Source organism: Kitasatospora sp. NPDC094015, assembly GCF_040304075.1.
Lineage (GTDB): Bacteria > Actinomycetota > Actinomycetes > Streptomycetales > Streptomycetaceae > Kitasatospora.
The window spans coordinates 72239-94160 of the sequence record NZ_JBEOUL010000008.1; the positions used below are offsets into that span (position 1 = coordinate 72239).

The 21922-nt window shown below is 76.0% G+C and carries 19 protein-coding genes; 3 read left to right on the forward strand and 16 right to left on the reverse strand.

Annotated features, from left to right (window positions below; translation table 11 throughout):
* Nucleotides 1–25: 25 nt before the first annotated feature.
* The 4 genes from ABT014_RS12800 to sigK all read right to left on the reverse strand — a co-directional run bounded on the left by ABT014_RS12800 (nt 26) and on the right by sigK (nt 2521).
* Nucleotides 26–1039: a MerR family transcriptional regulator gene (locus ABT014_RS12800; RefSeq protein WP_350638723.1), complete on the reverse strand. Its 1014-nt coding sequence runs from the start codon at nt 1037–1039 to the stop codon at nt 26–28.
* Nucleotides 1033–1251 (reverse strand): DUF6480 family protein, encoded by a 219-nt coding sequence (locus tag ABT014_RS12805; protein ID WP_350638724.1) that lies wholly within the window; start codon nt 1249–1251, stop codon nt 1033–1035. The genes ABT014_RS12800 and ABT014_RS12805 overlap by 7 nt, the downstream gene beginning before the upstream one ends.
* Nucleotides 1252–1367: 116 nt before the next feature.
* Nucleotides 1368–1853 (reverse strand): DUF427 domain-containing protein, encoded by a 486-nt coding sequence (locus tag ABT014_RS12810; RefSeq protein ID WP_350638725.1) that lies wholly within the window; start codon nt 1851–1853, stop codon nt 1368–1370.
* On the reverse strand, nt 1850–2521 hold the full coding sequence (gene sigK / locus ABT014_RS12815; RefSeq protein WP_350638726.1) for an ECF RNA polymerase sigma factor SigK: 672 nt from the start codon (nt 2519–2521) through the stop codon (nt 1850–1852). Before sigK ends, ABT014_RS12810 begins: the two co-directional genes overlap by 4 nt.
* 181 nt (nt 2522–2702) lie before the next feature.
* On the opposite strand from sigK, the gene ABT014_RS12820 reads away from it, so the two are divergent.
* The 3 genes from ABT014_RS12820 to ABT014_RS12830 all read left to right on the forward strand — a co-directional run bounded on the left by ABT014_RS12820 (nt 2703) and on the right by ABT014_RS12830 (nt 4425).
* Nucleotides 2703–2987 carry a hypothetical protein gene (locus tag ABT014_RS12820; RefSeq protein WP_350638727.1) on the forward strand — a complete coding sequence of 95 codons (285 nt, stop codon included), beginning with the start codon at nt 2703–2705 and terminating at the stop codon, nt 2985–2987.
* Nucleotides 2988–3872, forward strand: coding sequence for an oxygenase MpaB family protein (locus tag ABT014_RS12825; protein WP_350638728.1), 885 nt, complete (start codon nt 2988–2990; stop codon nt 3870–3872).
* A gap of 121 nt (nt 3873–3993) precedes the next feature.
* Nucleotides 3994–4425, forward strand: a complete 432-nt coding sequence (locus ABT014_RS12830; protein WP_350638729.1) for an SRPBCC family protein — start codon at nt 3994–3996, stop codon at nt 4423–4425.
* 76 nt (nt 4426–4501) lie between these two features.
* On the opposite strand, the gene modA is transcribed toward ABT014_RS12830, so the two are convergent.
* From modA to ABT014_RS12890, 12 genes are all read right to left on the reverse strand, one after another.
* Nucleotides 4502–5317: a molybdate ABC transporter substrate-binding protein gene (gene modA, locus ABT014_RS12835; protein ID WP_350638730.1), complete on the reverse strand. Its 816-nt coding sequence runs from the start codon at nt 5315–5317 to the stop codon at nt 4502–4504.
* A gap of 194 nt (nt 5318–5511) precedes the next feature.
* Nucleotides 5512–7860, reverse strand: coding sequence for an FdhF/YdeP family oxidoreductase (locus tag ABT014_RS12840; protein ID WP_350638731.1), 2349 nt, complete (start codon nt 7858–7860; stop codon nt 5512–5514).
* A gap of 174 nt (nt 7861–8034) precedes the next feature.
* A complete protein-coding gene (locus ABT014_RS12845; protein ID WP_350638732.1) occupies nt 8035–10377 on the reverse strand; it encodes an FUSC family protein in 2343 nt (780 codons plus the stop codon).
* Between the two features lie 137 nt (nt 10378–10514).
* Nucleotides 10515–11165, reverse strand: coding sequence for an AAA family ATPase (locus ABT014_RS12850; RefSeq protein ID WP_350638733.1), 651 nt, complete (start codon nt 11163–11165; stop codon nt 10515–10517).
* Between the two features lie 74 nt (nt 11166–11239).
* The gene (locus tag ABT014_RS12855) at nt 11240–12940 is read right to left on the reverse strand and encodes a thiopeptide-type bacteriocin biosynthesis protein (RefSeq protein ID WP_350638734.1); all 1701 of its coding nucleotides are present in this window, start codon (nt 12938–12940) and stop codon (nt 11240–11242) included.
* 81 nt (nt 12941–13021) lie between these two features.
* A complete protein-coding gene (locus tag ABT014_RS12860; protein ID WP_350638735.1) occupies nt 13022–14917 on the reverse strand; it encodes a TOMM precursor leader peptide-binding protein in 1896 nt (631 codons plus the stop codon).
* Complete coding sequence (locus ABT014_RS12865; RefSeq protein ID WP_350638736.1) at nt 14914–16716, reverse strand: hypothetical protein; 1803 nt, start codon at nt 16714–16716, stop codon at nt 14914–14916. The genes ABT014_RS12860 and ABT014_RS12865 overlap by 4 nt, the downstream gene beginning before the upstream one ends.
* The gene (locus ABT014_RS12870) at nt 16713–17867 is read right to left on the reverse strand and encodes a lantibiotic dehydratase C-terminal domain-containing protein (RefSeq protein WP_350638737.1); all 1155 of its coding nucleotides are present in this window, start codon (nt 17865–17867) and stop codon (nt 16713–16715) included. Before ABT014_RS12870 ends, ABT014_RS12865 begins: the two co-directional genes overlap by 4 nt.
* 35 nt (nt 17868–17902) lie before the next feature.
* Nucleotides 17903–20587: a lantibiotic dehydratase gene (locus ABT014_RS12875; protein WP_350638738.1), complete on the reverse strand. Its 2685-nt coding sequence runs from the start codon at nt 20585–20587 to the stop codon at nt 17903–17905.
* Nucleotides 20588–20741: 154 nt separating this feature from the next.
* Nucleotides 20742–20924 (reverse strand): thiazolylpeptide-type bacteriocin, encoded by a 183-nt coding sequence (locus ABT014_RS12880; RefSeq protein ID WP_033817874.1) that lies wholly within the window; start codon nt 20922–20924, stop codon nt 20742–20744.
* A 50-nt stretch (nt 20925–20974) separates the two neighbouring features.
* Complete coding sequence (locus ABT014_RS12885) at nt 20975–21154, reverse strand: thiazolylpeptide-type bacteriocin (protein WP_350638739.1); 180 nt, start codon at nt 21152–21154, stop codon at nt 20975–20977.
* A gap of 504 nt (nt 21155–21658) precedes the next feature.
* The gene (locus ABT014_RS12890) at nt 21659–21862 is read right to left on the reverse strand and encodes a cold-shock protein (RefSeq protein WP_350638740.1); all 204 of its coding nucleotides are present in this window, start codon (nt 21860–21862) and stop codon (nt 21659–21661) included.
* Nucleotides 21863–21922 lie beyond the last annotated feature (60 nt).

The following is a 21922-nucleotide window of genomic DNA, read 5'->3' on the forward strand; positions in this document are numbered from 1 at the left end:
GGCGCGCCCGGTCCGGTCCGGAACGTCAACCCGTGACCGCCTGCTCGAGCAGGTCGACCGCGTCCGCGAGGGTCCGGGGACCGGCTGTGCCGACCGGCAACCTGCTGCGCGCCCAGCCGGGGCCGGCGGCGACGACGACCGCCCCGCCGCGGGAGCCGCGCGGACCCCACAGACTGGCGCCGACCTGCCCGAGGAGTTCGCCGTCGGCGCTCCGTCGGTCCTGGGACCAGAGCATCACGGCCCTGGGGCCGATCCGCCGGAGGGCGTCCAGCAGCGCCTGTGGCGGCACCGCCGCGCCGAGCATGCGAAACGGCAGGCCGCGTTCGGTCAGCGCCGCGGCCGTGGCCTCCAACGGCAGACTGTGCAGTTCGGCGGGGGCCGCGGCCAACAGCACCGGCGGCACCGCACGGGTCGCCGCCGTTCCCACCGCCACTCCCCGCAGCACGCTGGAGACGTGCCAGGACAGCAGATGCTCCACCTCGACGTAGTGCTCGCCGTCCACCGACCACTTGCGGCCGGCGGCGCGCAGCGCCGGCATCATCACCTCGGTCCACGCTTCGATCACCCCGAGCGACTCGACCGCTTCGCGCAGGATCCTGGCGACCTCCGGTGCGTCGAGGCGCACCGCCGCCCGGGCCAGCCCGCGGCACTCGGGGCGCACCGCCCCGACCCGCAGGGCCCGGCTCCCCCCGGGGCCGCGGCCGGGGCGGCCTCCGCCCATGGGGCCCGCGCCCGGTCCACCGAGCACCGGGCCGGAGGTGCCGGCGTGGTCGGCCACGGTGCGTTGGGCCAGGGCGGCGCGGGCGGCTTCGCCCGGCGGCACCCCGCGGGCGGTCAGGCGGCACATGGCCTCCAGGACGGCGATGTCCTGCGGGCTCCAGCGCCGGTGGTGGCCGGCCTCGCGGTGGGCGGGGCCGATGCCGTAGCGGCGCTCCCAGGAGCGGACCGTGGTGGGGGACACGCCGAGGCGCTGGGCCACGCCGCCGGTCGGCAGTCCGGCCTCCTCCAGGGCGTCCTGGGCGGCGGGCGAGGTCACCATCCTGCGATTCTCCCCACGGCGAAGCCCGCGCAGCACACCACCAGGACGGCGATCATCACCAGCGGAACCCAGGAGGGCCAGGCGTTGTGCAGTTCGACCGACTCCGGGGTCGAGATGCCCGAGCACGTCGACGCCTCGCATTCGGGTGTCTCGGTGGGAGGGATCGCGGACACGGCGTGGTAGCCGGGGGTGTTCCGTTGCTCGAGGGTCATGACGTCCTCCCGCTGGATCTCGAGGTCAATCGTCGTCCCGTCCGCTCCTTCTGCCCAGTCGCATCGTTTCCGCACCGCTGGACGAACGGCCCCGGGGCGTAGGCACCACCGGGTGCTCACCAGCCGGCCGTGCCCGGCGCACCTTTGAACGGGCCGATGATCGCGCCGGTGATCCACCCACCGTAGAAGTCGCCTTCCTGGGCGTGCACCGTTTCGCCGTCGACCGTGCACAGGTCCACCCTCCCGGGGTAGAACGCCAACCGGCCGGTCAACTCCCGGTAGGCGGGCTCCGGCCGGGGGTAGCTCCACGCAACCCGCTCCGCTCTGCGCTCCCCGACCTGCGCGTCCCAGTAGCGGGCGTGCCCCTTCCACTCGCACACGCTCGAACCGTCGCCCGCCCTCAGGATGTCGGTGGCCACGTCGTCGGCGGGCAGGTAGTAGACCGGCGGGTGGCTCGTCTCCAGTACCCGGACCGCCTCGGTCGTGGACGCGATCAGCATTCCGGCGAACCACACCTCGACCAGCGTGCCGCGAGCGGAGCGGACGGCCGGTGGACGCGGGTAGTCCCACACCGATTCGACACCGGGACCGGCCGCCGTCATCGCCGCGCCCCCGCCGTGCGGCCCGGTCCGGACGGCGGCCCGACCAGCGGCTCGCCCCGCCCGAGTACTGCGCCGTCGGGCGTGAATGCGGCGCGCAGGCGGATGAGCCCGTCGCGTACGCGGGTCTTGACGGTGCCCAGGGGCACCCCGACGCGGTGCGCGATCTCCCGCTGCGTGTACCCGCCGTAATAGGCCAGCACCACGGCCTCGCGCTGCACCGTACTCAGCTGCGCGAGCGCCGACCGGACCCGCTGCCGCTCCAGCGAGCGGACCGCCTGGTCCTCCGGCGGATCGCTCGGCGGCAACTCCCGGCCCCGGGACCGGTGGTCCCGCTCGGCGGAGGCCCGCGCGGACCGTACCCGGTCCACCGCCCGGCGGTGGGCGATGGTCAGCACCCAGGTGAGCACCGACCCGCGCTCCGACCGGTACGCGTCGGCGGTGCGCCACACCTCCAGCAGGACCTCCTGGGCCACCTCCTCGGCGTGCGCCGGGCTGTGCAGCGTTCGCAGCGCGACCCCGTACACCGGCCCCGCGATCACGTCGTAGAGCACCTCGAAGGCAGCCTGGTCACCCCGGGCGACCTGTCCCACGAGCCGAGGCAGCTCCTCGTCCGTCGGCCCGGGGCGATCGCCGGAGGGCGTACCGCGATCGGTCCTCGCTGGTGTCATCACCCGTTCACCGTGCAGCGGTCGGACCCGGTCGGCCCAGTCGGACCGTTTGTGCAGCGTTTTCGCACCCCGCTGCGCTCCCCCTAACGCTGCGGTACCGCTGCGACTGCCACCGTGAGGAGATCGCCCCGAGGATGCAGGGACAAGGAAGTCTCGTGCCTCAAACCTCTGGAGGGTAGTCATGGCCGTCGTGCGCCGGCTCCACGAAGCCGGGATCACCAGCGAACACGCCTATGCAGCGGCCTTCGGGTCGATCGGCCTGTCCCTGCTGAGCTGGATCGCGTCGATGAAGGCCGAACAGGCGGGCGTCGAGCGCGCCGACCGGTGGGGCATCTTCGTGGGCGAGTGGGCGCCCACCTTCTTCACGCTCGGCCTGGCGCTGGCCACTTACGAGCGGCAGGCGCCCCTCGCGGAGGGGGATTCGCGCAGCGGGTGGCTCGACCGCCCGGGCAGCAAGGCCGGGTGAGTGAACGGCGAGTCGTCCCGCCCGACCCCGATCCCCGCGGCGGGACTGTTCACGCCGGGCTCGGTGTCCTGGACGGTGCACGCCGACCCGTCCATGGTCCTGGGCGGCCTGCGGGCCCTGCTCCTGCAGGCGCTGCACCCGCTCGCCATGGCCGGCGTGGCGCAGCACTCGGCGTTCCGTGACGACCCGTGGGGCCGGCTCCACCGGACGGCGCACTTCGTCGGCGCGGTGACCTACGGCACCGGCGGCGAGGTCCGCGAGGCCGTCGACCGGGTCCGATCGATCCATGAACACGTCCGCGGGACCGATCCGGAAACGGGCCGGTCCTACCGGGCCGACGACCCGGACCTGCTGATCTGGGTCCACTGCGCGGAGGTCGGCTCCTTCCTGACGGCGGCCCGGCGCAGTGGGCTGGCCCTCGGCGACGCCGACGCGGACCGCTACCTCGCCGAGCAGGCGACGGTGGCTCATCTCATGGGCGTTCCGGAGGAGTTCCAGGTGCCCGCCGGTGTGCGGGAGCTGGACGCGTACCTGGTGTCGGTACGCCCGCTGCTGCGGGTGACGCCGGCGGCCCGGGACGCGATGCGGTTCGCGCTGGTGCCGCCGCTGCACGGCTGGGCCCTCCTCGCGAGCCCGCTGCGTCCGGCCTGGGCGGCGCTGGTCGGCTGCGCGGTCGGCCTGCTCCCGCCCTGGGCGCGGCGGATGTACGGCCTGCCCGGCTGGCCGGCCACGGACTGCCTGGCGACGGCGCAGGCCAGGCTGTTCCGGCAGGCCGCCCTGGGGCTGCCGCGATCCTGGCGTGAGGGCCCGCACCTGGCCGCGGCCCGTCGGCGGTACGACCCGGTTCTGTGGCGGGAGCCCGGCGGGAACGCCGGGAGCCCGTGACAGCTCACGCTCAGGCCTGGTGGCGCTGTCGTGCCGGCCCGGGGTGGCCATCCGCGGAAGCGTCCGCACCGAACAAGGGGCAGTGGCCTGCGCACCGCGGGCCCGGAGGGAAGGCGAGCCGATGATCAGTGTGGAACGCAGCATGGCGGTGGGGCGCCCTTGTGCGGAGGTGCTGAGGTACCTGGCGGATTTCGGGAACACGGTGGAATGGGACCCGGGCACCGAGGCCTGCGTGCGGCTGGACCCAGGCCCGGTGGTGGCGGGAGCCCGCTGGCGGAACACCTCGCGGTTCCGCGGGCGGCAGACCCAGTTGGAGTACCGACTGGAGGAGTACCGGCCCGACCAAGTGGTGTTCGTCGGACACAACCGCACCGTCACGGCCACCGACCGCATCACGACCCGCGCGTCCGCGGACCGCACCCTGGTGGTCTACCGCGCGTCGCTCCGGTTCCACGGCTTGGCACGCCTCGCGGCGCCGTTCCTCAGGGCCGAGTTCGAGCGCCTCGCGGACGCGGTCGCCGAGCAGCTTCCCCGGGTGCTGGCCCAACGATGACCCGGCCCGGCTCGGCCCTGCCCGGCCCAGCCCGGCGCGGGCCGCGTGCGCGCACCCCGGACGGGTGCAGCGCAGGTCAGGGGCTGAGGAACCCGGCGTCGGCGAGCACCTGCCGGCCCTGCGGCGACTCCACCAGGGCGACGAAGGCCGCGGCCCCGGCGCTGTTCGGCGCGTGCGCGAGCGTGGCGATCGGGTAGTCGTTGATCGCCGAGGAGGCCTCGGCGAACGGCACTCCGTCGACCTTCCCGGCAGCGGACTTCACGTCGGTCTGGTAGACCAGCGAGGCATCCGCCTCCTGCAGCTCGACCTTGGTCAGCGCGCCCTTCACGTCCTGCTCGTAACTGACCGGTGTGAGCTGGACGTTACCCGCCGCCAGGGCCTTCTGGGCGGCGGCTCCGCAGGGCACCTCCTTGGCGCACAGCACCACCTTGAGGCCTGGCCGGGCGAGGTCCTGCAAGGTGGCGATCTGCTGCGGGTTGCCCGGCACGGTGGCGATCTCCAGCTGGTTGCGCGCGAAGGTCGCGGGGTCGCCGGCCGCGTCGCCCTTGTCGGTCACCGTCTTCATGGTCGCCGGGCTGGCGGCGGCGAACACATCGGCCGGGGCGCCGCCGACGATGCTCGCGGCGAGCGCGTCGCTGCCCGCGAAGTTGAAGACCACCTTGGTCCCCGGGTGCGCCTGCTCGAACTGCTGGCCGAGCGTGGTGAAGCTCTCCTTCAGCGAGGCGGCGGCGAACACGGTGACGGTGCCGGTCACGGCAGCACTCGCGGAGCCGGAGGCGGACGCCGAGCCGGAGCCGGAGGAGCCGGAGGAGCAGGCGCCGACCGTGAGCAGGGCGGCGAGGCAGCCGCCCGCCACGCGCAGACGCGGCCGCCGGCCGGTACGGGTGATCACACGATGCTCCCTGTCTGCCGCGGTCGGGCGCGGCGGTGCGCAGCGATGGGTACGGCCGCGAGCCTAGGTCGCACCTGCGAGCCCGGACGGCACATCCGGCTCGCATTAGCCCGGTCGTATGCATCCCGGCCCCGCTCCCGCCCCCGGCCCCGCTCCCGCCCCCGCCCCCGCCCCGTCGTCCGAGCGGTGCTCGGTCAGGCCCGGGAAGGCGCGACCGTGACGAGCTGGTGCTTCATCAGCGGCTGGTCGCTCTGGCGGCTGTAGTCGTCGAGGCCGCAGAGGATGTTGAGCTCGGGCATGTAGCCGGCGACGCTGCCCGCGGGCAGGTCGTAGGCGATGGCTCGGTAGCCGTACACCGAGCGGCAACTCCCGTCGCGGGCGTGGCTGGTGATGTCGATCAGGGCGAACTCCGCCAGTCCGCGCTCCGCCATGTCCTGACGGTTCATGAACAGCAGCGTGCGGAGGTTCTTGACACCCCGGTACCGGTCGTCGTCCGAGTACACGGTCGTGTTCCACTGGTCGTGCGAGCGCATGGTGGAGAGCACGAGCATGCCGTCCGGAGGCAGGACGTCCGGCAGGGCGCTCAGGCAGAACTCCGCGCGGCCGCTGGCCGTGTGGAACTCGCGGACCCGGGCCGGCTGAGTGATGCGGAACCCGAGCGGTTCGCGCACCCTGCGGTTGAAGTCCTCGAATCCCGGGAGCAGGCGGGCCATCGTGTCCCGGATGCGGTCGTAGTCCTCGACGTACCCCTCCCAGGGTGTGGCGGACGCCGGCAGGGTCGCCCTGGCCATTCCGGCCACGATCGCGCATTCGGACCTGAGCTGATCGGAGGGAGGCTTGCGCATCCCGTACGAGAGGTGCACCTCGCTCATCGCGTCCTCGACGGTGACGCCCTGGGGGCCCGATGCCTGGATGTCCTTCTCGGTGCGCCCGACGCAGGGCAGGATCAGTGCCTTGCGGCCGTGGACCAGGTGGCTGCGGTTCAGCTTGGTGCTGACCTGGACGGTCAACTCCGTGCGGCGCAGCGCCGCGGTGGTCACGTCGGTGTCCGGCGCGGCGAGGACGAAGTTGCCGCCCATCGCCACGAACACCTTGAGGTGACCGTCCCGCATGGCCTTGATGGTGCCCACGGTCTCGAGGCCGTGCTCGCGCGGGGAGGTGATGCCGCAGACCTCGTCGAGGGCGTCCAGGAACTCGGCGGTCGGACGGTTGTCGATCCCGCAGGTCCGGTTGCCCTGGACGTTGCTGTGGCCGCGGACCGGCGACGGACCGGCGCCCTCCCGTCCGATGTTGCCGCGCAGCAGCAGGAGGTTGACGATCTCGCGGATCGAGTCCACCGCGTGGTCCTGCTGGGTCACGCCCAGGCACCAGGAGACGATCGTGCGGTCGGCCGCCAGGTAGCGGTCCGCGAGTTCCAGGATCTGCGCCCGGCTCACGCCCGACTGTGCGACGAGGGTCGACCAGTCGGACTCCCGCACCAGGTCGCGGTAGCGCTCGAATCCCGTCGTGTGCCGCTCGACGAAGTCGTGATCGAGCACCGACGGGTCGTCCTCCGCGCGCTCCAGCACCGCCTTCGCCACTCCGCGCAGGAGCGCCATGTCGCCGCCCACCCCGACCTGCACGTTCATGGTGCCCGTCGGGGTGGCGCGGAACAGGGCCATGGACGCGAACTCGTGCGGCACGATCGTGCGCCGGGAGGCCGCCTCGATCAGGGGATTGACGTGCACGATCTGCGCGCCACGGCGGTGCGCCTCGGCCAGCGCGGTGAGCATGCGGGGTGCGTTCGACGAGGCGTTGACCCCCATGATGATCAGCAGGTCCGCGGCATCCCAGTCGTTGATGTCGCAGGTGCCCTTGCCGGTCCCGAGCGAGGCGTCCAGGGCTCGGCCGGAGGCCTCGTGGCACATGTTGGAGCAGTCCGGCAGGTTGTTCGTGCCGAACTCCCGCGCCCACAGCTGGTACAGGAACGTCGCCTCGTTGTTCAGCCGGCCCGAGGTGTAGAAGGCCGCCTGATGAGGGCTGTCCAGGCCGCGCAGCGTCTCCCCGACGAGGGCGAACGCATCGTCCCAGGAGATCGGGACGTAGGTGTCCGTCGACCCGTCGTAGACCATCGGCTCGGTCAGCCGACCCTGGTCCTCCAGCGCGAAGTCCGTCCACTCCGCGAGCTCCTCCACCGTGTGGGCGGCGAAGAACTCGCGCGTCACCCGCTTGGGCGTCATCTCCCAGGTGACGTGTTTGATGCCGTTCTCGCACAGGTCCAGGTGCAGGCCGTGGCGGTCGTCCGGCCAGGCGCACCCGGGGCAGTCGAACCCACCGTTCTCGTGGTTCATCTTCAGCATGGCCAACGGGGCACGGGTCGGCTCCCGGGTCCTGGCCAGGACCTTCGTGACGCTGATCGCCGCTCCCCACCCGGCCGACGGCGCTCGGTCGTCCTCCTGGGAGATGTCGCCCCGGCGGTTCGGGCCGCGCCCCCGTGCCGGCACGCCGGGTGCTCCACGTCCGAGGTCGGCCCCGGGTCGGTCGGCGCTTCCGGTCGGGTCCATGGTGCGGTCCTCCGGTCTCACGAGCCCGGTACGCGGGTGGCGGGGTGAGCGAACCTGGCCCGGCCCGCGACCCGGCCCAGGGTTCCACCGTGGCAGACCGTCCGCTCCGACGCACGTCACGGCGCCCCCGCGTTCCAGGGTCCGCGGGGGCGCCGTGGTCGCGACCGCAGCCGGTTACCCTCGGGGTTCGTCCGGTGATCCTCCGGGGGCCTCGACGGCGTGCTGGTGCCCGGCCGTCGCGGCCGCGTCGGCCAGGCGCGGCTGCAGTTGGCGGGCCGATTCGACGTAGTCACCCGTCCAGATCAGGCGCACGGCGTTGGCGGTGGCCGCCCCCGTGTCGTCCAGCAGGTCGCGCCGGAGGGACCGCACCAGGCGCACCTCACGGGCGACGTCCTCCTCGACGGGGCTGCGCACCGCCGTGTGCCGGGCGAGCGACTCCGCCAGGCTCCGGTACCAGCCGGCCACGGCTTCCGTTCCGGCGAGCAGTTCGTGGCGGGCACCGGAGCCGGCCTCGTCCAGGCGCGCGGCGGCGGCCCGGCGCCAGAGCGAGAGCACGGCGTCCGCAGCCAGTCGCAACCTCACCACGCCGGTGACCAGGGTGGTCATGTCGGCCAGCGCCATCGGCTTGGCACCGCGTTCGGCCAGGTAGGAGCGGAAGGCGTCATCGAGTCGCCGGGCCGCCGCGGCCGCCCGGCGCTGGGCCTCGAGCGGCCGGCCGTCACCTGCTCGCCCGTCGTCCTCGCAGCGGTCGATGCCGTACCGCACCGCGTCCGCCAGGTAGCCCGTGCTGTTCCGGTACGCCTCGGCCAACGCCCTGTCGATGGCGGCGGCTGCGCCTCGCGGCCAGAAGAACAGGGCGACCAGGAGGCTCACCGCGCAGCCCAGGGCGATGTCCTGCACCCGGAGCACGGCCAGGTGCCAGTCCGGGTCCTCGCCGATGCTGAAGATCACCACGAGCGTGATCGTGAACGCGGCCTGACCCGCTGCGAAGGAGATCGTCGCCGGGGCGATCCCGACCAGGAAGACCGCGACCGGGAGAACGAACCAGAGCACTTCGGTCCGATGGCCGATCCCCACGAGCAGGGCGGCGCCGATGATCGATCCCACCACGGTCCCGCCCACGGCGCGCAGGACGTTCTGGCCGGTGTTCAAGGCGTTCGAGCGCAGCACGGAGAGGGTACCGAGCAGCACCCAGAACGAGTGCTGGACGCTGGTCAGGTCGGCCAGGGCGACGGAGAGGGACAACCCGACGGCGCCACGCAGACTGTTGTGGAGCCACACCGAGTCGACGTGCAGGTGGGCGCCGGCCCGCTCGAGCGCCGAGGCCGCGGGTTCGGCGCGTGCTCCCGGCTCCGTGCCCAGCAGCCGCTCGCGCCAGGTGCGCCGCTCGGCCTCCGCGACGAGTGCCACGTCGGCCGCGACCTGCAGCGTGGCGTAGCCGAGCCGCTTGGCGCGGAAACCGACGTCCAGGGCGCCCAGGAACGCCTGGGCGTCACCCCCTTCGGCGGAGTTCCGCAGGGTACGGGGAAGCCGTGCGGCGGAGGTCTCGACGAGCGAGTCCATGGCCGCGCGGAGAACGACGGCTCGGTGCCGGAGGTCCTCGACGCTGCCGCTCGGGTCCTGCAGCAGATCCGCGGAGCGGTCCAGCACCTCGGCGGCCGCGCCCCGCACCGCATCCGCGCCGCGGTCCACGCCGGAGTCGACCTCCGGTCGGAGCGAAGGGCTCTGCAGGACGGCGTGCAGCCAGGTGAGTTCGTCGACCAGCCTGACCAGGGCACGCGATCCGGTGGACAGGCCGGTGGGCCGGTAGGGAGCGTGATCGAACACGCGACGGAGATCCTGCGCCGCCGAGACCTCCGCACGAGCGACGGCCTCGGCCGGTTCGACGCCCGGGCCGGATCCAGCGCCGTCGACCGGACCCAGCTCCGTCCGCAGGCGGGCCGCCGCGGTACGACACACCCGCGCGGCAGGTCCGCCGAGTGGATCGGTGGAGGCCCGCGGCCACATCAGCCGGATCGCCACCATCGACCCGATCGCGGCCAGTCCGACGCCGGCCACCCGCTCCGGGAGCTGTGCGTAGGACGCGGGGCTGCTGACGGGGATGACGAAGGCGAGCAGCAGGGCCGTCGTCGCGCCCGCGAGGACCGAGCTGACGACGCCCGAGAAGAGGATGAGGAACGAGACCACCAGGGTTGCCACGACGGCCACCCAGGTCACCGGTGCTGCGAGGGTGCCCAGACAGACCAGTGCGGCCCACGCGACCGCCAGCTGGAACTGGGCGCGCAGCCGCTTCGGCATCGGCCCGGTGAAGTCCACGAACAGCAGCATGGAGAAGCATCCGAACGCTGCGTAGTAGGCCACCGGCGGTGAGTGCAGGACCTCCATGCCCAGGGCGAACAGGGCGGACGCGACGATCGCGCAGCGTCCGGCGCGCCGGGTGGCGGCGAAATCCGGATCGTGCGTTCGCAGCCGTGCCAGCAGGGTCTGGCCGTCGGACGTGCTCGGTCGAGTCCGCATCGATGTCTGGGGGCCCTTCGATCAGCCGGTGCCTTCGCAAAGCCGCAGGGGATCCAGTATCGCCGTCAGGGACGGGGACCACCTCGGGCGCGCCCGGCCGGAGGGCCGAACCGGCCCGGGAGCCGCACCGGCCGGCCTCAGACCGCCGGGTAATCGAACGCAGCGGTCACCAGCGCGCGCGAGTCGACGTCCAGCAGCACCACCGAGGTCACCTCGGCGACCACCGTCGGCACCACCCCCGTACCGGCCGACCCGGCCAGGGTGAGCGCGCCGACCAGTCGGCCCAGCCCCGCGCAGTGCCGGGCGAACGCCCGCCGCGGCGCCCACCGGCCGCGCGCCCGCTGGCCCGCCAGCGACTGCTCGGGGCCGATGTCCAGCACCACCAGGTGCAGCTCCCGGCCCTGCCGCCGAGCACCGCGGGCCAGCCACCGCCGTAGCCAGGGCCGGCTGCCGCAGTCGTGCACCAGCAGCGGCCCGCCGTCCCGGATCCCCGACCGCAGCCAGTTCAGGTGCACCAGCCGCGCCCACGGCCGGTACACGCCGTACGGGAGCCGCTCGGGCATCACCGCCTCGCAGGCCTCGTGCACGTCCCGCGGGTCGACCACCGGGACGGCCGCCGACCACCGGCGCAGCAGCGTGCTCTTCCCGCTGCCGGGCAACCCGGACACCACCACCACGGCGTCGGCCGGGTAGCGCAGCTCGAGCGCGGCCCCGGCCGCCCCGCGCAGGTCCACCAGCCCGACCGTGCGCGGCTGCGCCGACGCCCCTGACCTGCCCGTTCCGTCCATGCCCGTTCCTTCCGACCGCCGGCCCACAGCTTCGCACGCCGGCCGGCGGGCCGGTCCGCCGAGGCCCCCGGCGGTCAGCTCGGGCCGGTGCCGCCCGGGCGGCGGCCCAGCGGCAGCAGGTACTGCAGCGGCTGCTCCAGGTCGTCCAGGCCGAGCAGTTCGTGGGCCAGGTCGTCGTGGAAGCCGCCCAGCGGCGTGGTGCCCAGGCCGAGCGCGGTGGCGGTGAGCAGCAGGGTCTGCGCGAGGTGGCCGGCCTCCAGCAGGCCCAGCCGCAGCGCCCGCAGGCCGTACCGGCGGCGCAGCAGGCCGAGGTCCAGGTAGAGGGCGAGCACGGCGGGGGCCCGGTCGATGCCGATCCCGTCCGGGTCCTCGGGGGAGCGGGCGAGGTAGGAGGAGAGGGCCTTGATCTCCTCGACGGTCGGGGCCGGCCCGAGCAGCCGCAGCGCCCGGCGCTCCGGCACGCACTGGTAGGTGCCGGCGGGCAGGCCGTCGACGTCGAGCGCGAGCAGCCGCAGCCGGGCCGTGTACAGCGCCCCCGCGCTCGGGTACGGGCGGTGCACCAGCGGGCGGACGGTGCCGTCGGCGAGCGGCTGCTCGGAGCGGTGGCTCTCCGCGTGCGACCCCCAGAGCAGGGCGCCGAGCGTCCGGTCGCTCAGCGGGCCGGTCAGCGGGCCGCGCGCGGAGGTCCGTGCGCCCAGCACGGCGGCCAGCGGAAGGTCCGGCAACGGGTTCGCGGGCAGCGGGAGTTCGGCGGCGGAGACGCTCGCTGCCGGAGCCGCGGGCAGGGTCCGCAGCGCGGTGTCCTCGGGCCGGCCGACCTGGAACTTGCTGCGCTCCAGGTACTGGCGGTCCGGCGCCCGGTGCCCGGCCGGGAAGAACGACGGCGGCTCGCCCGCGTCCAGCATGGTCCGCGCGGCCAGCCGGCAGACCGCCCGCTCCTCGTCGGGGGTGATCCCGAGCCGGTTGAACAGCATGTGCAGCTGGGAGGCCCACACCCAGGGCAGCCGGACCTCCGAGGCCCGCACCTCCCGGGCCCAGTCCGCCAGCCAGGGCGCCGCACTGCCGTCCGCCAGCGCCTCGCGCAGCGCCCCGGCCCGCTGCGCCAGGGCCTCGTGCTGCCCCGCGTACACCGAGTTGACCTTGGCGTGCACCACTGCCCCGGGCAGCAGGGTGACCTCGGTGATCCACCGCCAGCTCGCCGCGTGCCGGCGCAGCCACTGGGCACCCGCCAGCCGGTCCAGGCCGAGCGCCGCCGCGGTGGTGTGCGCCAGGTCGGCCGCCAGCGCCAGCCGCCGGGCCCCGCGCGGCTGCTCGCGCAGCGCCCGGACCGCCACCTGGGAGGAGACGGTGAAGACCTGCTCGGCCACCGGCAGCGCGAGCGGCCCGCCGTAGCGCTCGGTCTCCGGCTCGTACGGCACCTCGCGGACCTCGCCGTGCCGCGACGGCCACGTCCCTGCCACCGCCGGACGGGCGCCGGCCAGCTTCGCCAGGGTCGTGGGCAGCCCGGCCGCCGCCTCCGGGTCCAGGGCGCGCAGCCGGATCCGCAGGTGCGGGCCGCCCTCGCCGTAGCGGATGAAGAACCAGGCGGCGGCCTGGCCGGTGGCCACCAGGGCGTCCAGCAGCGGTGCCAGGTCCTCGGTCAGGAAGGCGTCGGTGTCCTCGGTGCCGCTGTGCAGGTAGAGGTGCAGGCTGTGCCAGCCGGCGGGGTCGGTGGCGGCGGCGGGGTCGGTGGCGGCGGTGGGGGCGGTGGGGGCGGCGGCGGGTCGGTCCGTCACGTCAGGTCCTCGGGGGTCGGGCCGACCGCCGAGGGTGTCGGCGGGGGTGTCGGCGAGGGTGCTCCGGGCGGTCGGCACGGCTCACGGGAAGGGGTGCGGGTGGATCGTCAACTCGTCGTATTCCAGCGGCCGTTCGGTACGTCCGAGCCGGTACGGCACCTCCAGCAGCCGGGGCAGCCCACGGGTGCGGTGGTTCACGTGCCCGAACGTCATCGGCAGCGAGCCGGGCACCACCACCTTCACGCAGTGCAGGCCGAGCCGGTCGCGCACGCCGGGCTCGTCCTGGGTCACCGCGATCACCTCCAGGCCCTCGCCCGCCAGCCGCCGGACGGTGGCGGCCAGCAGCTCGGTCAGGTCGGCCACCGGTTCCGGTGCCCCGGGCCAGACCTGCCGCAGGTCGCGCTCCGGGGTGTCCGCGAACAGGAAGTCCAGCCGGCCGGCCGCCTCGGGCAGCGTGTTGAGGCCGACGTGGTCGTCCAGCGAGCGCACCAGCTCGGGCCGGTCCAGCATCGGCCGCAGCCGCTCCGGGGAGCGCGGCCCGCCGGGCGCCAGCGCCCGCTGCACCGACTCGTGCACGTTGGTGACCACCTCCGCGACCGCCGAGCGGATCGCGGCGCGCGGGTCGTGGTGCGCCCCCGCGGCCAGGAACACCCGCGGTGCGTCCGGGTGCTCGCCGGTGTAGCGGCAGACCGCGAGGACCGCCGGGATGCCGAAGTCGTTGGTGGCGTCCAGCAGGTGCAGCCGGTAGCCGGCCAGCTCCGCCCGGTCGGCGAGCTGCGCCACCTCGGGGTCCTCGGCGGGCAGGGTGATCCGCGGCAGCGGGGTGGCGGTGTACCAGGCCATCAGGAAGGCGTCCCGCTCCGCCACCTCGAACAGCCCGTACAGCGCGGCCTCCTGGGGGCTGTTGCCGAGCCCGCAGCCGTTCGAGGACTCGTAGACCACCCGCGGCCGGTCGGTGCCGGGCACGTCCCAGTAGGCCACGTGCTCGGGCACGGCGACCGGGCGGCCGTGGGTGAGCGACCAGCCGTGCACCCAGTCGAGCTCCAGCTCCGGGGTGTACGGCACGGTGCGCGAGGCGGGGTGCCCGTGGTGGCGCGGGTCGGGGAGGCCGAGCCGCTCGGGGTCGAGCGCGCGTCCGGCGCCGAGCGCGGCGAAGGAGGAACGCAGCACCGTCCGGCGGCCGGTCGGGCGCATGCCCGCGAACCGCTCCACCGCCTCGAACAGGGCGATCCGCTCGCTGCCCGCGAAGTCCGCGCCGCGGCCGTAGCCGCCGTCGTCCACCAGCCGGCCGTCGGTGACGTGGGCGGTGGTCAGGCTGGCGGCCGAGTCCTCCGACCTGACCAGCCGGCGCACCGGCCCGAACCGCTCGTCGTGCAGCTCCGCGCGCAACGCGCCGCCGCTCGTGAGGGAGTTGGCGCCGCGCAGCACGGCCGGGTCCGGCAGCGGCCGCGGCCGGTACGGCAGCCGGGCGGCCGCGGCGCTGTCCGCCGGCAGCGGCCGGCAGACCGGGCAGCCGCCGACCGGGCGGATCCGGTGGGTGGACCAGGTGGCCCGGCCGGTGTGCACCAGGTGCACCGTGCCGTCGGCCGGCTCGCCGCCACCGGCCAGCTCGGCGGCGAGCAGTCCGACCGCCTCGGCCAGCGCCGGCGAGCCCACCCCGGCCAGCGCCAGCGACGGGCTCTGCCAGGGCACCCGGCCGCCCGCCGTGGCCAGCCGCTGGTACTCGGCGCAGCTCAGGCAGGCCGCCGCGCCCGGCGCCAGCACCGGGCCGACCACGGTCAGCGAGCCGTCCTGGCGGACCGGGACCAGGCGCACCGGGTGGGCCAGCGCGTGCCGGCTCAGCTCCTCGGCCAGGCCCAGCGTCCAGGACTCCAGCAGCACCACGGCGGTGCCGGTCCCGGCGGCCAGCGCGGCGGGTGCGTCCAGCACCGGCAGGCCGAGCGGCGCGAGGACGGACGGGAGCGGTGCACCGGTCATCGCGGGCCTCCGAGCGTGTGCAGGACGGTGAAACCGGCGCCGTGCAGGCCGGTGGCGACCGTGCGGGCGTCCGGGCCGGCCGGCGCCCGGAGGGCGGCGCGCAGGCCGGTCAGCCGCCGCAGGGCGACCTGCAACTCCGGCTCCCGGGAGGCGACTTCGGCCAACCAGCCACTGGTCCAGCGGCGGTCCTCCCAGCCGGCCCGGCGGGCACCGGCGGTGGCGAGCACGGCGGCGGCGCCACCTGAACAGGTGACCGGGCGGACGGCAGCCCAGCTGTGCGCCGGTCGGTGCGGTGCGCCCTGCACCCCGGCGGTGGCGGCCAGGGCGGCGAAGGCGGCGGCGTCCGCCGCGGTGGCCTCGACCGCCTCCGCCAGCAGCCGGCCGCCGGCACCGAGCACCACGGCGTGGAAGGCCGCCGCGCCCGGGGCGAGCGGGGCCACCCGCAGCTCGGCGCGGACGCCCAGCCGGTCGGTCAGCGTGCTCCACCAGTGCCGGGCCTGCGGGTCCGCCGACCAGCTCGCGGCCGACAACTCCGCCGGCCGCCCGCCGGGGCCGCCAAGGCCGACCCGGCCGGAGCCGGCCGCCGCAGCGCGCCGCAGCGCGCGGCCCCAGGCGTGGCCGGGGTCGGCCCCCACGGTCACCGCGCCGAGCCGCAGTTCGGCCGCCCGGCAGAGCGCCTCCAGCCGGGCCAGATCCGTCCGCGGCGCCCCCGCGAGCAGGGCGTCGCCGGCCACCGCGCAGCTCGCCAGCGCGGCCGGGAGCTGCGGCAGCGCACCGGGCTCGGCCGCCGGGAGCACCCCGATCCGCTCGTCGCCGAGCGCCGCCACCCGGTGCATCGCCTCGGCCAGGGTGGCCGGGGCCGCGCCGGGCGCGGCCCGGTCCTGGTCCAGCGGCTCGCCACCCAGCCAGGGACGGTGGTCCGCCCGCAGCGGCCCGGTCCCCGCCACCAGGACGGCGGGCCGGCCCGGCAGCAGCCGCGGATCCTCGCCCTCGGTGGCCGGGTCCGGCAGGCCCGCGACCGCGCACAGCAGCCGCTGCGCGGCCGCCCCGGCGACCAGCGCGGCCAGCACCGGCGCCGGGGGCTCGGCCGGGTCCAGGCCCAGCCGGGCGCTCAGCGCCGCCGCGTCCGCGAGCGCCTGCTCCGGGCCGGCGGGAGCGGTGACGAAGCCCGTCCCGCCGCACACCCGGGCCGCCACCGCGAGCGCCGCCGGGCCGGCCGTACGCAGCAGCACCTGCCCGGGCGCGGCACCGGCCCGCCCGGCGTACGAGGGAGCGGCGCCCGCGCGGACCAGCGCCCGGACGGCGGCCGGGGCCAGCGGCCCGCCGGGCTCGGCGCCCAGCACCCGGGGCCGGGCGGCCGCCAGCGCCGCCGCGGCGTCGGCCGGCCGCTCGGCCGCGTCCAGCAGCCAGGGCCCGGCCGTGCCGTCGCCCGGCTCCACCAGCAGGTCGTGCGCGCGCAGTTGGGCGAGCACGGTGCCTAGCGCGGCCCGTACCGGGGAACCCGGCGGCGCCTGCCGGTCGAGCGGGCCGGTGTCGCCGGTACGCAGCGGTTCGGCCAGCAGCCGCCACAGCGCGGGCAGCGCGGCCCCGCCCTCCAGGGTGACCGCGGACCGTCGCCCGCGCAGGTGCAGCCCGGCCCGCAGCGCGGTGACGGCCACGCCGGGGCGCAGCCGCAGGCCGGCCAGGCCGCGGAGCGGGTCGGGCGTCGCCGCGGCCGCCTCGGGCCCGGCCCCGGCGACCGCGCCCTGCGAGAGCGCCCCGGCGGGCGCGTCGAGGGGTGTGGCCCGGCCCGGCGTCACGAGGCCCGCTCCACGGCCTCGATGACGGCGCCGACCTGGCTGCGCCAGTCGTGCCCGGTGACGGCGGGGACGGCGCGGACCACCAGGTGGGCCGCCAGGTAGCGCTCCAGCGGGCGCAGGTCGCAGATCGCGAACAGTCGGTACAGCGCATTGGTGCAGGTGCGGTAGACCAGGTACTCCGGGCGGCTCCACATCGCGCCCTGCGGGTCCGAGCGGCGCAGCAGCCGGTGGAACTCGCTGTACCTGGTGCGCACGTCCTGGTTCCAGCGCTCGGCCGCGCCGGCGTCGCCGGTGGCGGCGGCCCGCACCCGGTACTCGTACGGGTGCCCGCCCAGGTCCGCGCCGGCGGCGCGGCGGCGCTCGGTCAGCTGCCAGGCCGCCGCCGACCAGTCGGCCCAGGCCTGCTCCCAGCCGGTGGCCCCGCCCGCGCCGATCCGGCCGACCAGGGCGGTGACCGCCTCGCCGGTGGCCTCCCAGCGGTCGTCGAAGGCGCGCCGCAGCCGGCCGTCCGGGTCGTCGTGGACCAGGAAGTCCTCCAGGTGGGAGACGTACGAGTAGTGGCCGCCGACCAGCCCGCCGGGGTGCGCGGCGGCGTGCGCCGCGAGCGCGGCCACCGCGAGCTGCACCCGGGCCGCGGCGCCGTCCCCGCACCGGCCGAGGAACCCGGCCGCCGCGTGCAGCGCCGGACGGCCCATCCCGAGCAGCTCGTCGCGCAGCAGCACGCCGTCGGCGCCGATCAGGGACCGCAGTTCGGCGAGGTCCACCCGCTCGACCCGGACGGTGTTGTCGGGCACGATCGGCCCGTACGGCGGTGCGATCAGCTCGGCGCGGCCCGCCTCGGCCGCGCCGGCGAGCAGCTGCTCGGCGTCCTGGTCGCTCACCGAGGGGTGGTCGCGCACCCAGTCGCGCAGCTGCGCGGCCCCGCGGGCGGCGGCGTCGGCGACCTGCGCCGCCGGGCCGCGCAGCCGCAGCCGCAGGTGCGGGCCGTGCAGCCAGTGCCGCTCCACGTGGACGGTCAGGCCCTCGGCGGCGCAGCGCTCGGCCAGCGGCAGGACCGCGCCGCGCAGCAGCGGGCCCTTGACCGGCTGGTGGTAGTAGGCGACCACGTCACGGGCGGCGCCGTCGGCCGGGTCGATGGGGGTCTCGGTCACCGGGGCTGCTCCCTGCTCGGTCGGGGTCGGGGCGGTCATCGGGGCCGCCCGGCGCGGTAGGTCTCCACCACCAGCTCGACGGCCCGCCCGGCGGCCGGACGCGCGCCGGGGGCGGGCAGCGCCTCCTCCAGGACGACGCCGCCCTCGTGCCGGGCCAGCCATTTGGCCAGCGAGCGCAGGTGCAGTGCGTTGCCGAGGTCGAGGAACTGCGGCTTGGGGCGGCGCAGATGGGCCAGGAAGTCGTCCGTCGGGCGGCCCGCCGGGGCGGTGGGCGCCGGGTGCAGGAAGAGCTGTTCGGGCAGGTCGAGCAGGGCCCGCCAGCGGGCCGTGGTGGCGGCCGGCACGGCCTGGTCGGTGGCGAGTTCGGCGCGCAGCGCCCGCACCACGCCGGCCGGCAGCTGCCAGCGCCGCCGGTGCAGCACCAGGTGCCGGTGGCGCAGCCGGGCGGAGCGGACCACCTGCCCGCCGGGGGCCGGGACGGCGTGGCGGTGCACCAGGGCCCGGAAGTCCGCCACCCCGTGCGGCTGGTCGGACAGGAACGGGGCGAGCCGCTGCGGCAGCATGATCGGGGCCAGGAAGCCGCTGTAGAGCACGTCGAGGAGTTCGCCGGTGGCCCGCAGCCGCAGCCTGAGCTGGTCGCTCGCGAGGTCGTGCACCAGCTCCACCTCGGCCTCGCCGATCGACGCCCAGCGGCGGTCGGGCCCGATCTCGTCCGGGACGAGCAGCGGGTGCAGGTTGGCGTTGAACCCGCCGACCGGACGGATCTGGGCGGGCCGGGCCCCCTCGCCGAGGCCGAGCCGGATCTGCTCGCGGACCGCCCCGGCGGCGGCCGGGTCGAGCGCGTCGAGGAAGCGGCTGGTGAAGCGGCCCCAGCCGCCGTACACGTGGTTGACGCAGAGCAGGCCGTCGGCGGCGTCCTCGCGCTGCACGAAGTACGCGTAGCCGGCCGGCCGGGCGGTCGCCCAGGCGGGCAGCCGGGCGCCGAGCCCGGTGACCAGGTCGGCCGGCAGCACCAGGTCGGCGGCGGGGTCGGCGGCCCGGGCGGCGGCGTGCGCGGTGTCGAGCACCTCCCGGCGCAGGGCGGCCAGGTCGGCCGCGCCGGTGGGGAAGCGCTCGCGGTCCCGCGGGTCGAGGGCGGCCAGCCGGCCGGCCTCCTCCCAAGCCTCGGCGAAGGCGGCGCCGAACTCCCAGGGGTGTCGGCAGGTGCCGCCCGCGCCGTAGCGGGCGACGAAGCGGTCCCGGGTGATCCGCCGCATCAGGTGGCCCAGGTCGAACAGCTCGGCCAGCGCGGTGAGTTCGCCGAGCGCCCGGTGGTCGGCGGGGGTGGTCGAACCGGCGTGCGGCACCGGCCGGGGTGCCACTACGTCCTCGGAGAGCACGGTGAGGGGCGCGCCGCCGGTCGGCACCGGCCGGCCGGCCGCGGCGAGCAACTCGCTCCAACGGTCGGCGAGTTCGGCCAGCAGGGCCGGCCGCCGGGCGGCGTCCACGGTCGCGAACTCCGCGCCGAGCCGGGCGATTCCCTCGATCCGCTCGGACAGTTCGGCGTCCTCGGGCCAGGTCCGCAGCCAGCCGGCGAGCCGGCCGAGCGGGTCGGCGTCCTGCGGGGCCACCGGATCGGTCGGCACCAGCAGGCCCGCCTCGGCGAGCCGGTCCAGGTAGGCCGCGGCGGCCTCGCGGGCGCCGGGGCCGCCCAGGGCGTCGGCCAGCCTGCCGGTCAGCTCGGCCAGGGTGGCCGGGGCGCCGTCGCCGGCCGCGAGCAGGTCCAGCGGGCGCCCGGCGGCGAGTTCGGCCTCGTCCTCGTTGGTCACCAGGTAGCGGCCGCCGGCGAAGACCACCCGGCTGCGGGCGTACGCGGCGCGGCCGCCGGTGACCCGGGCGGTACTGGTCATCCGGTGCGGCAGGTCGGCCCGGCGGCGCGGGGCGTCGAGCAGGGCCTCGGTCAGCGCGCTCACCAGCGTCCGGTTGGCGCGGACCACGGTCCGCAGCCCGTCCGTCCCGAAGCCGTCGCCGGCCGCGCCGTCCGTACCGGGGGCGCCGTCGACCGGGCCCCAGCCGACGGCGGTGAACCAGGACAGCGGGCTGGTCTTGGTACTGGCCCGCAGCGCGTACCGGAGGACCCCGGGCTCCTCCTTGCGGGCCCGGCGGTCGTCGGCGCCGCCGCCGGCCCGCTCCACGGCCCGCAGCAGGTCGCCGCTGGTCAGGGCGACGGCCCGGGCGAGGGCGGGCTCCCGGCACAGCTCGGCGAGGGCCGCGCGCTCGGCGGCCAGCGCGGCGGGGGTGGTGCCGTCGGCCGTCCCGGCCTCGGCGTCGAGGTCGGCCAGCAGCTCCGCGCGGCGGGCCCGCCGCACCAGCCAGGCGCGGAGCTGCGGCACCCGGTCGGGCAGGTCGCCGAGGCGCTCCAGCAGGGCGGGCCGCGGCTCGCGGCCGTTGTGCAGCGCCCGCCGCAGCGGGAGCACCACGTCGCGGTGGAAGGCGGGGGAGTGGCCGGACCGGGCGGCGTACAGCGCGTCGCAGAGCGCGGGGGTGGACGCGGCGGCGCCGGCCTCCAGTTCGGCCAGTTCGGCGAGCCGGGCGCGGAAGACCGCGGCGGGCCGGCTCTGCGCCGGGTACCGCAGCACGGTGGCCCGTACGAGCGCGTACGGCGCCGACCGCACGGCGTACCCGTCGGGGTCGGCCGGCGCCGCGCTCGTTGCGGCCGCTGGCCCTGCGGTGTACGGCATGCCGGACGCTCCCGGGGGATCGGTGGGTCGGGTCGGATCGGTCGGATCGGGGGGATCGGTCGGATCGGGGGTGCGGTCCGACCGGCCTGCGGTCGGATCGGCAGGGGAGGGCGGTCGGGGACCGCGCCGGGGCGCGGCCCCCGACCGTGCGGGGTCAGTACGGCAGCGTCGGCAACTGCGGCTGGGCGCAGGAGGACGAGCCGCACGAGCAGGAGCTGCCGCCGTTGGAGGCGCCGGTCTCCGGGAGCGCGACGGTGTCACGCATCGAGGTCACGGTGAGCTCGCCGAGGTCCAGGTCCTCGAGTTCGAAGCTCAGGCCGTTCTGGTGGTCGGTCATCTGGTCTCCCTGGGGTCGGAAGCGGTGCCGGTACGGACCGGTGGTGCCGGTCAGAGGGCGGGGGTGTCCACCTGCGGCTGGGCACAGGAGGAAGAGCCCTGGCAGGAGCACGAACCCCAGGAGGCGCCGGTCTCGGGCAGCGCGGCGGTGTCGCGCAGCGAGCTGACGGTGAGGTCGCTGAGGTCGAGGTCCTGCAGGTCGAAGGCGTGCTGCGCGGTGGTGTCGGACATGTGGATCTCCCTTGCTGTGGGATGGATGCCGGGCCGAGCACCTCGGGACGGAACCGAGCGGCGGCCCGGGCGAGTGAACTCCCGAGCCGTCACCGGGCCCGTCGGGGCGCCCGTTCCGGAGGTAGGCGACAGCTTGCCGTCGGCGACGGCGGAGCAGCGCCTGACGGACCGTCAGTCCGTCAGGTCGAGTACCGCTCGACCCTCGCTCGGGCCGGACCCCAGGAGGACGCGGGCCTGGTGGCAACCGGTGGCCGCCCCGGAGCCGACCGCGGCGCGCCTGCTGCGCTGCCGCCCGGGCACGGCCGGGGGCGCCGACCCCGCCCCGAGATGCTGATCCGCCCGCCGGCCCACCCCTCGCCGGCCCACCCCTCGCCGGCCCACCCCTCGCCGGCCCACCCCCGGCCGAGCCGGCTGCCCGGCCGCCCGCGGACATGGCGAAGGCCCGTACCGCGGGATGCGGTACGGGCCTGGTGCCGCCCCGGGAATCCCGGGTCGGTCGAGGAATTACAGGGGGCGAATGTTCTCCGCCTGCGGACCCTTCGGGCCCTGCGCGACGTCGAACTCGACCTTCTGGCCCTCGAGCAGCTCGCGGAAGCCGCTGGCGTTGATGTTCGAGTAGTGGGCGAAGACGTCGGGGCCGCCGCCCTCCTGCTCGATGAAACCGAAGCCCTTTTCCGCGTTGAACCACTTCACGGTGCCAGTAGCCATAGCAAATCTCCTTCAGCTGGCTGTCCGGAACCCGCACCGCGCGGATTCCGCGTCGCCGTG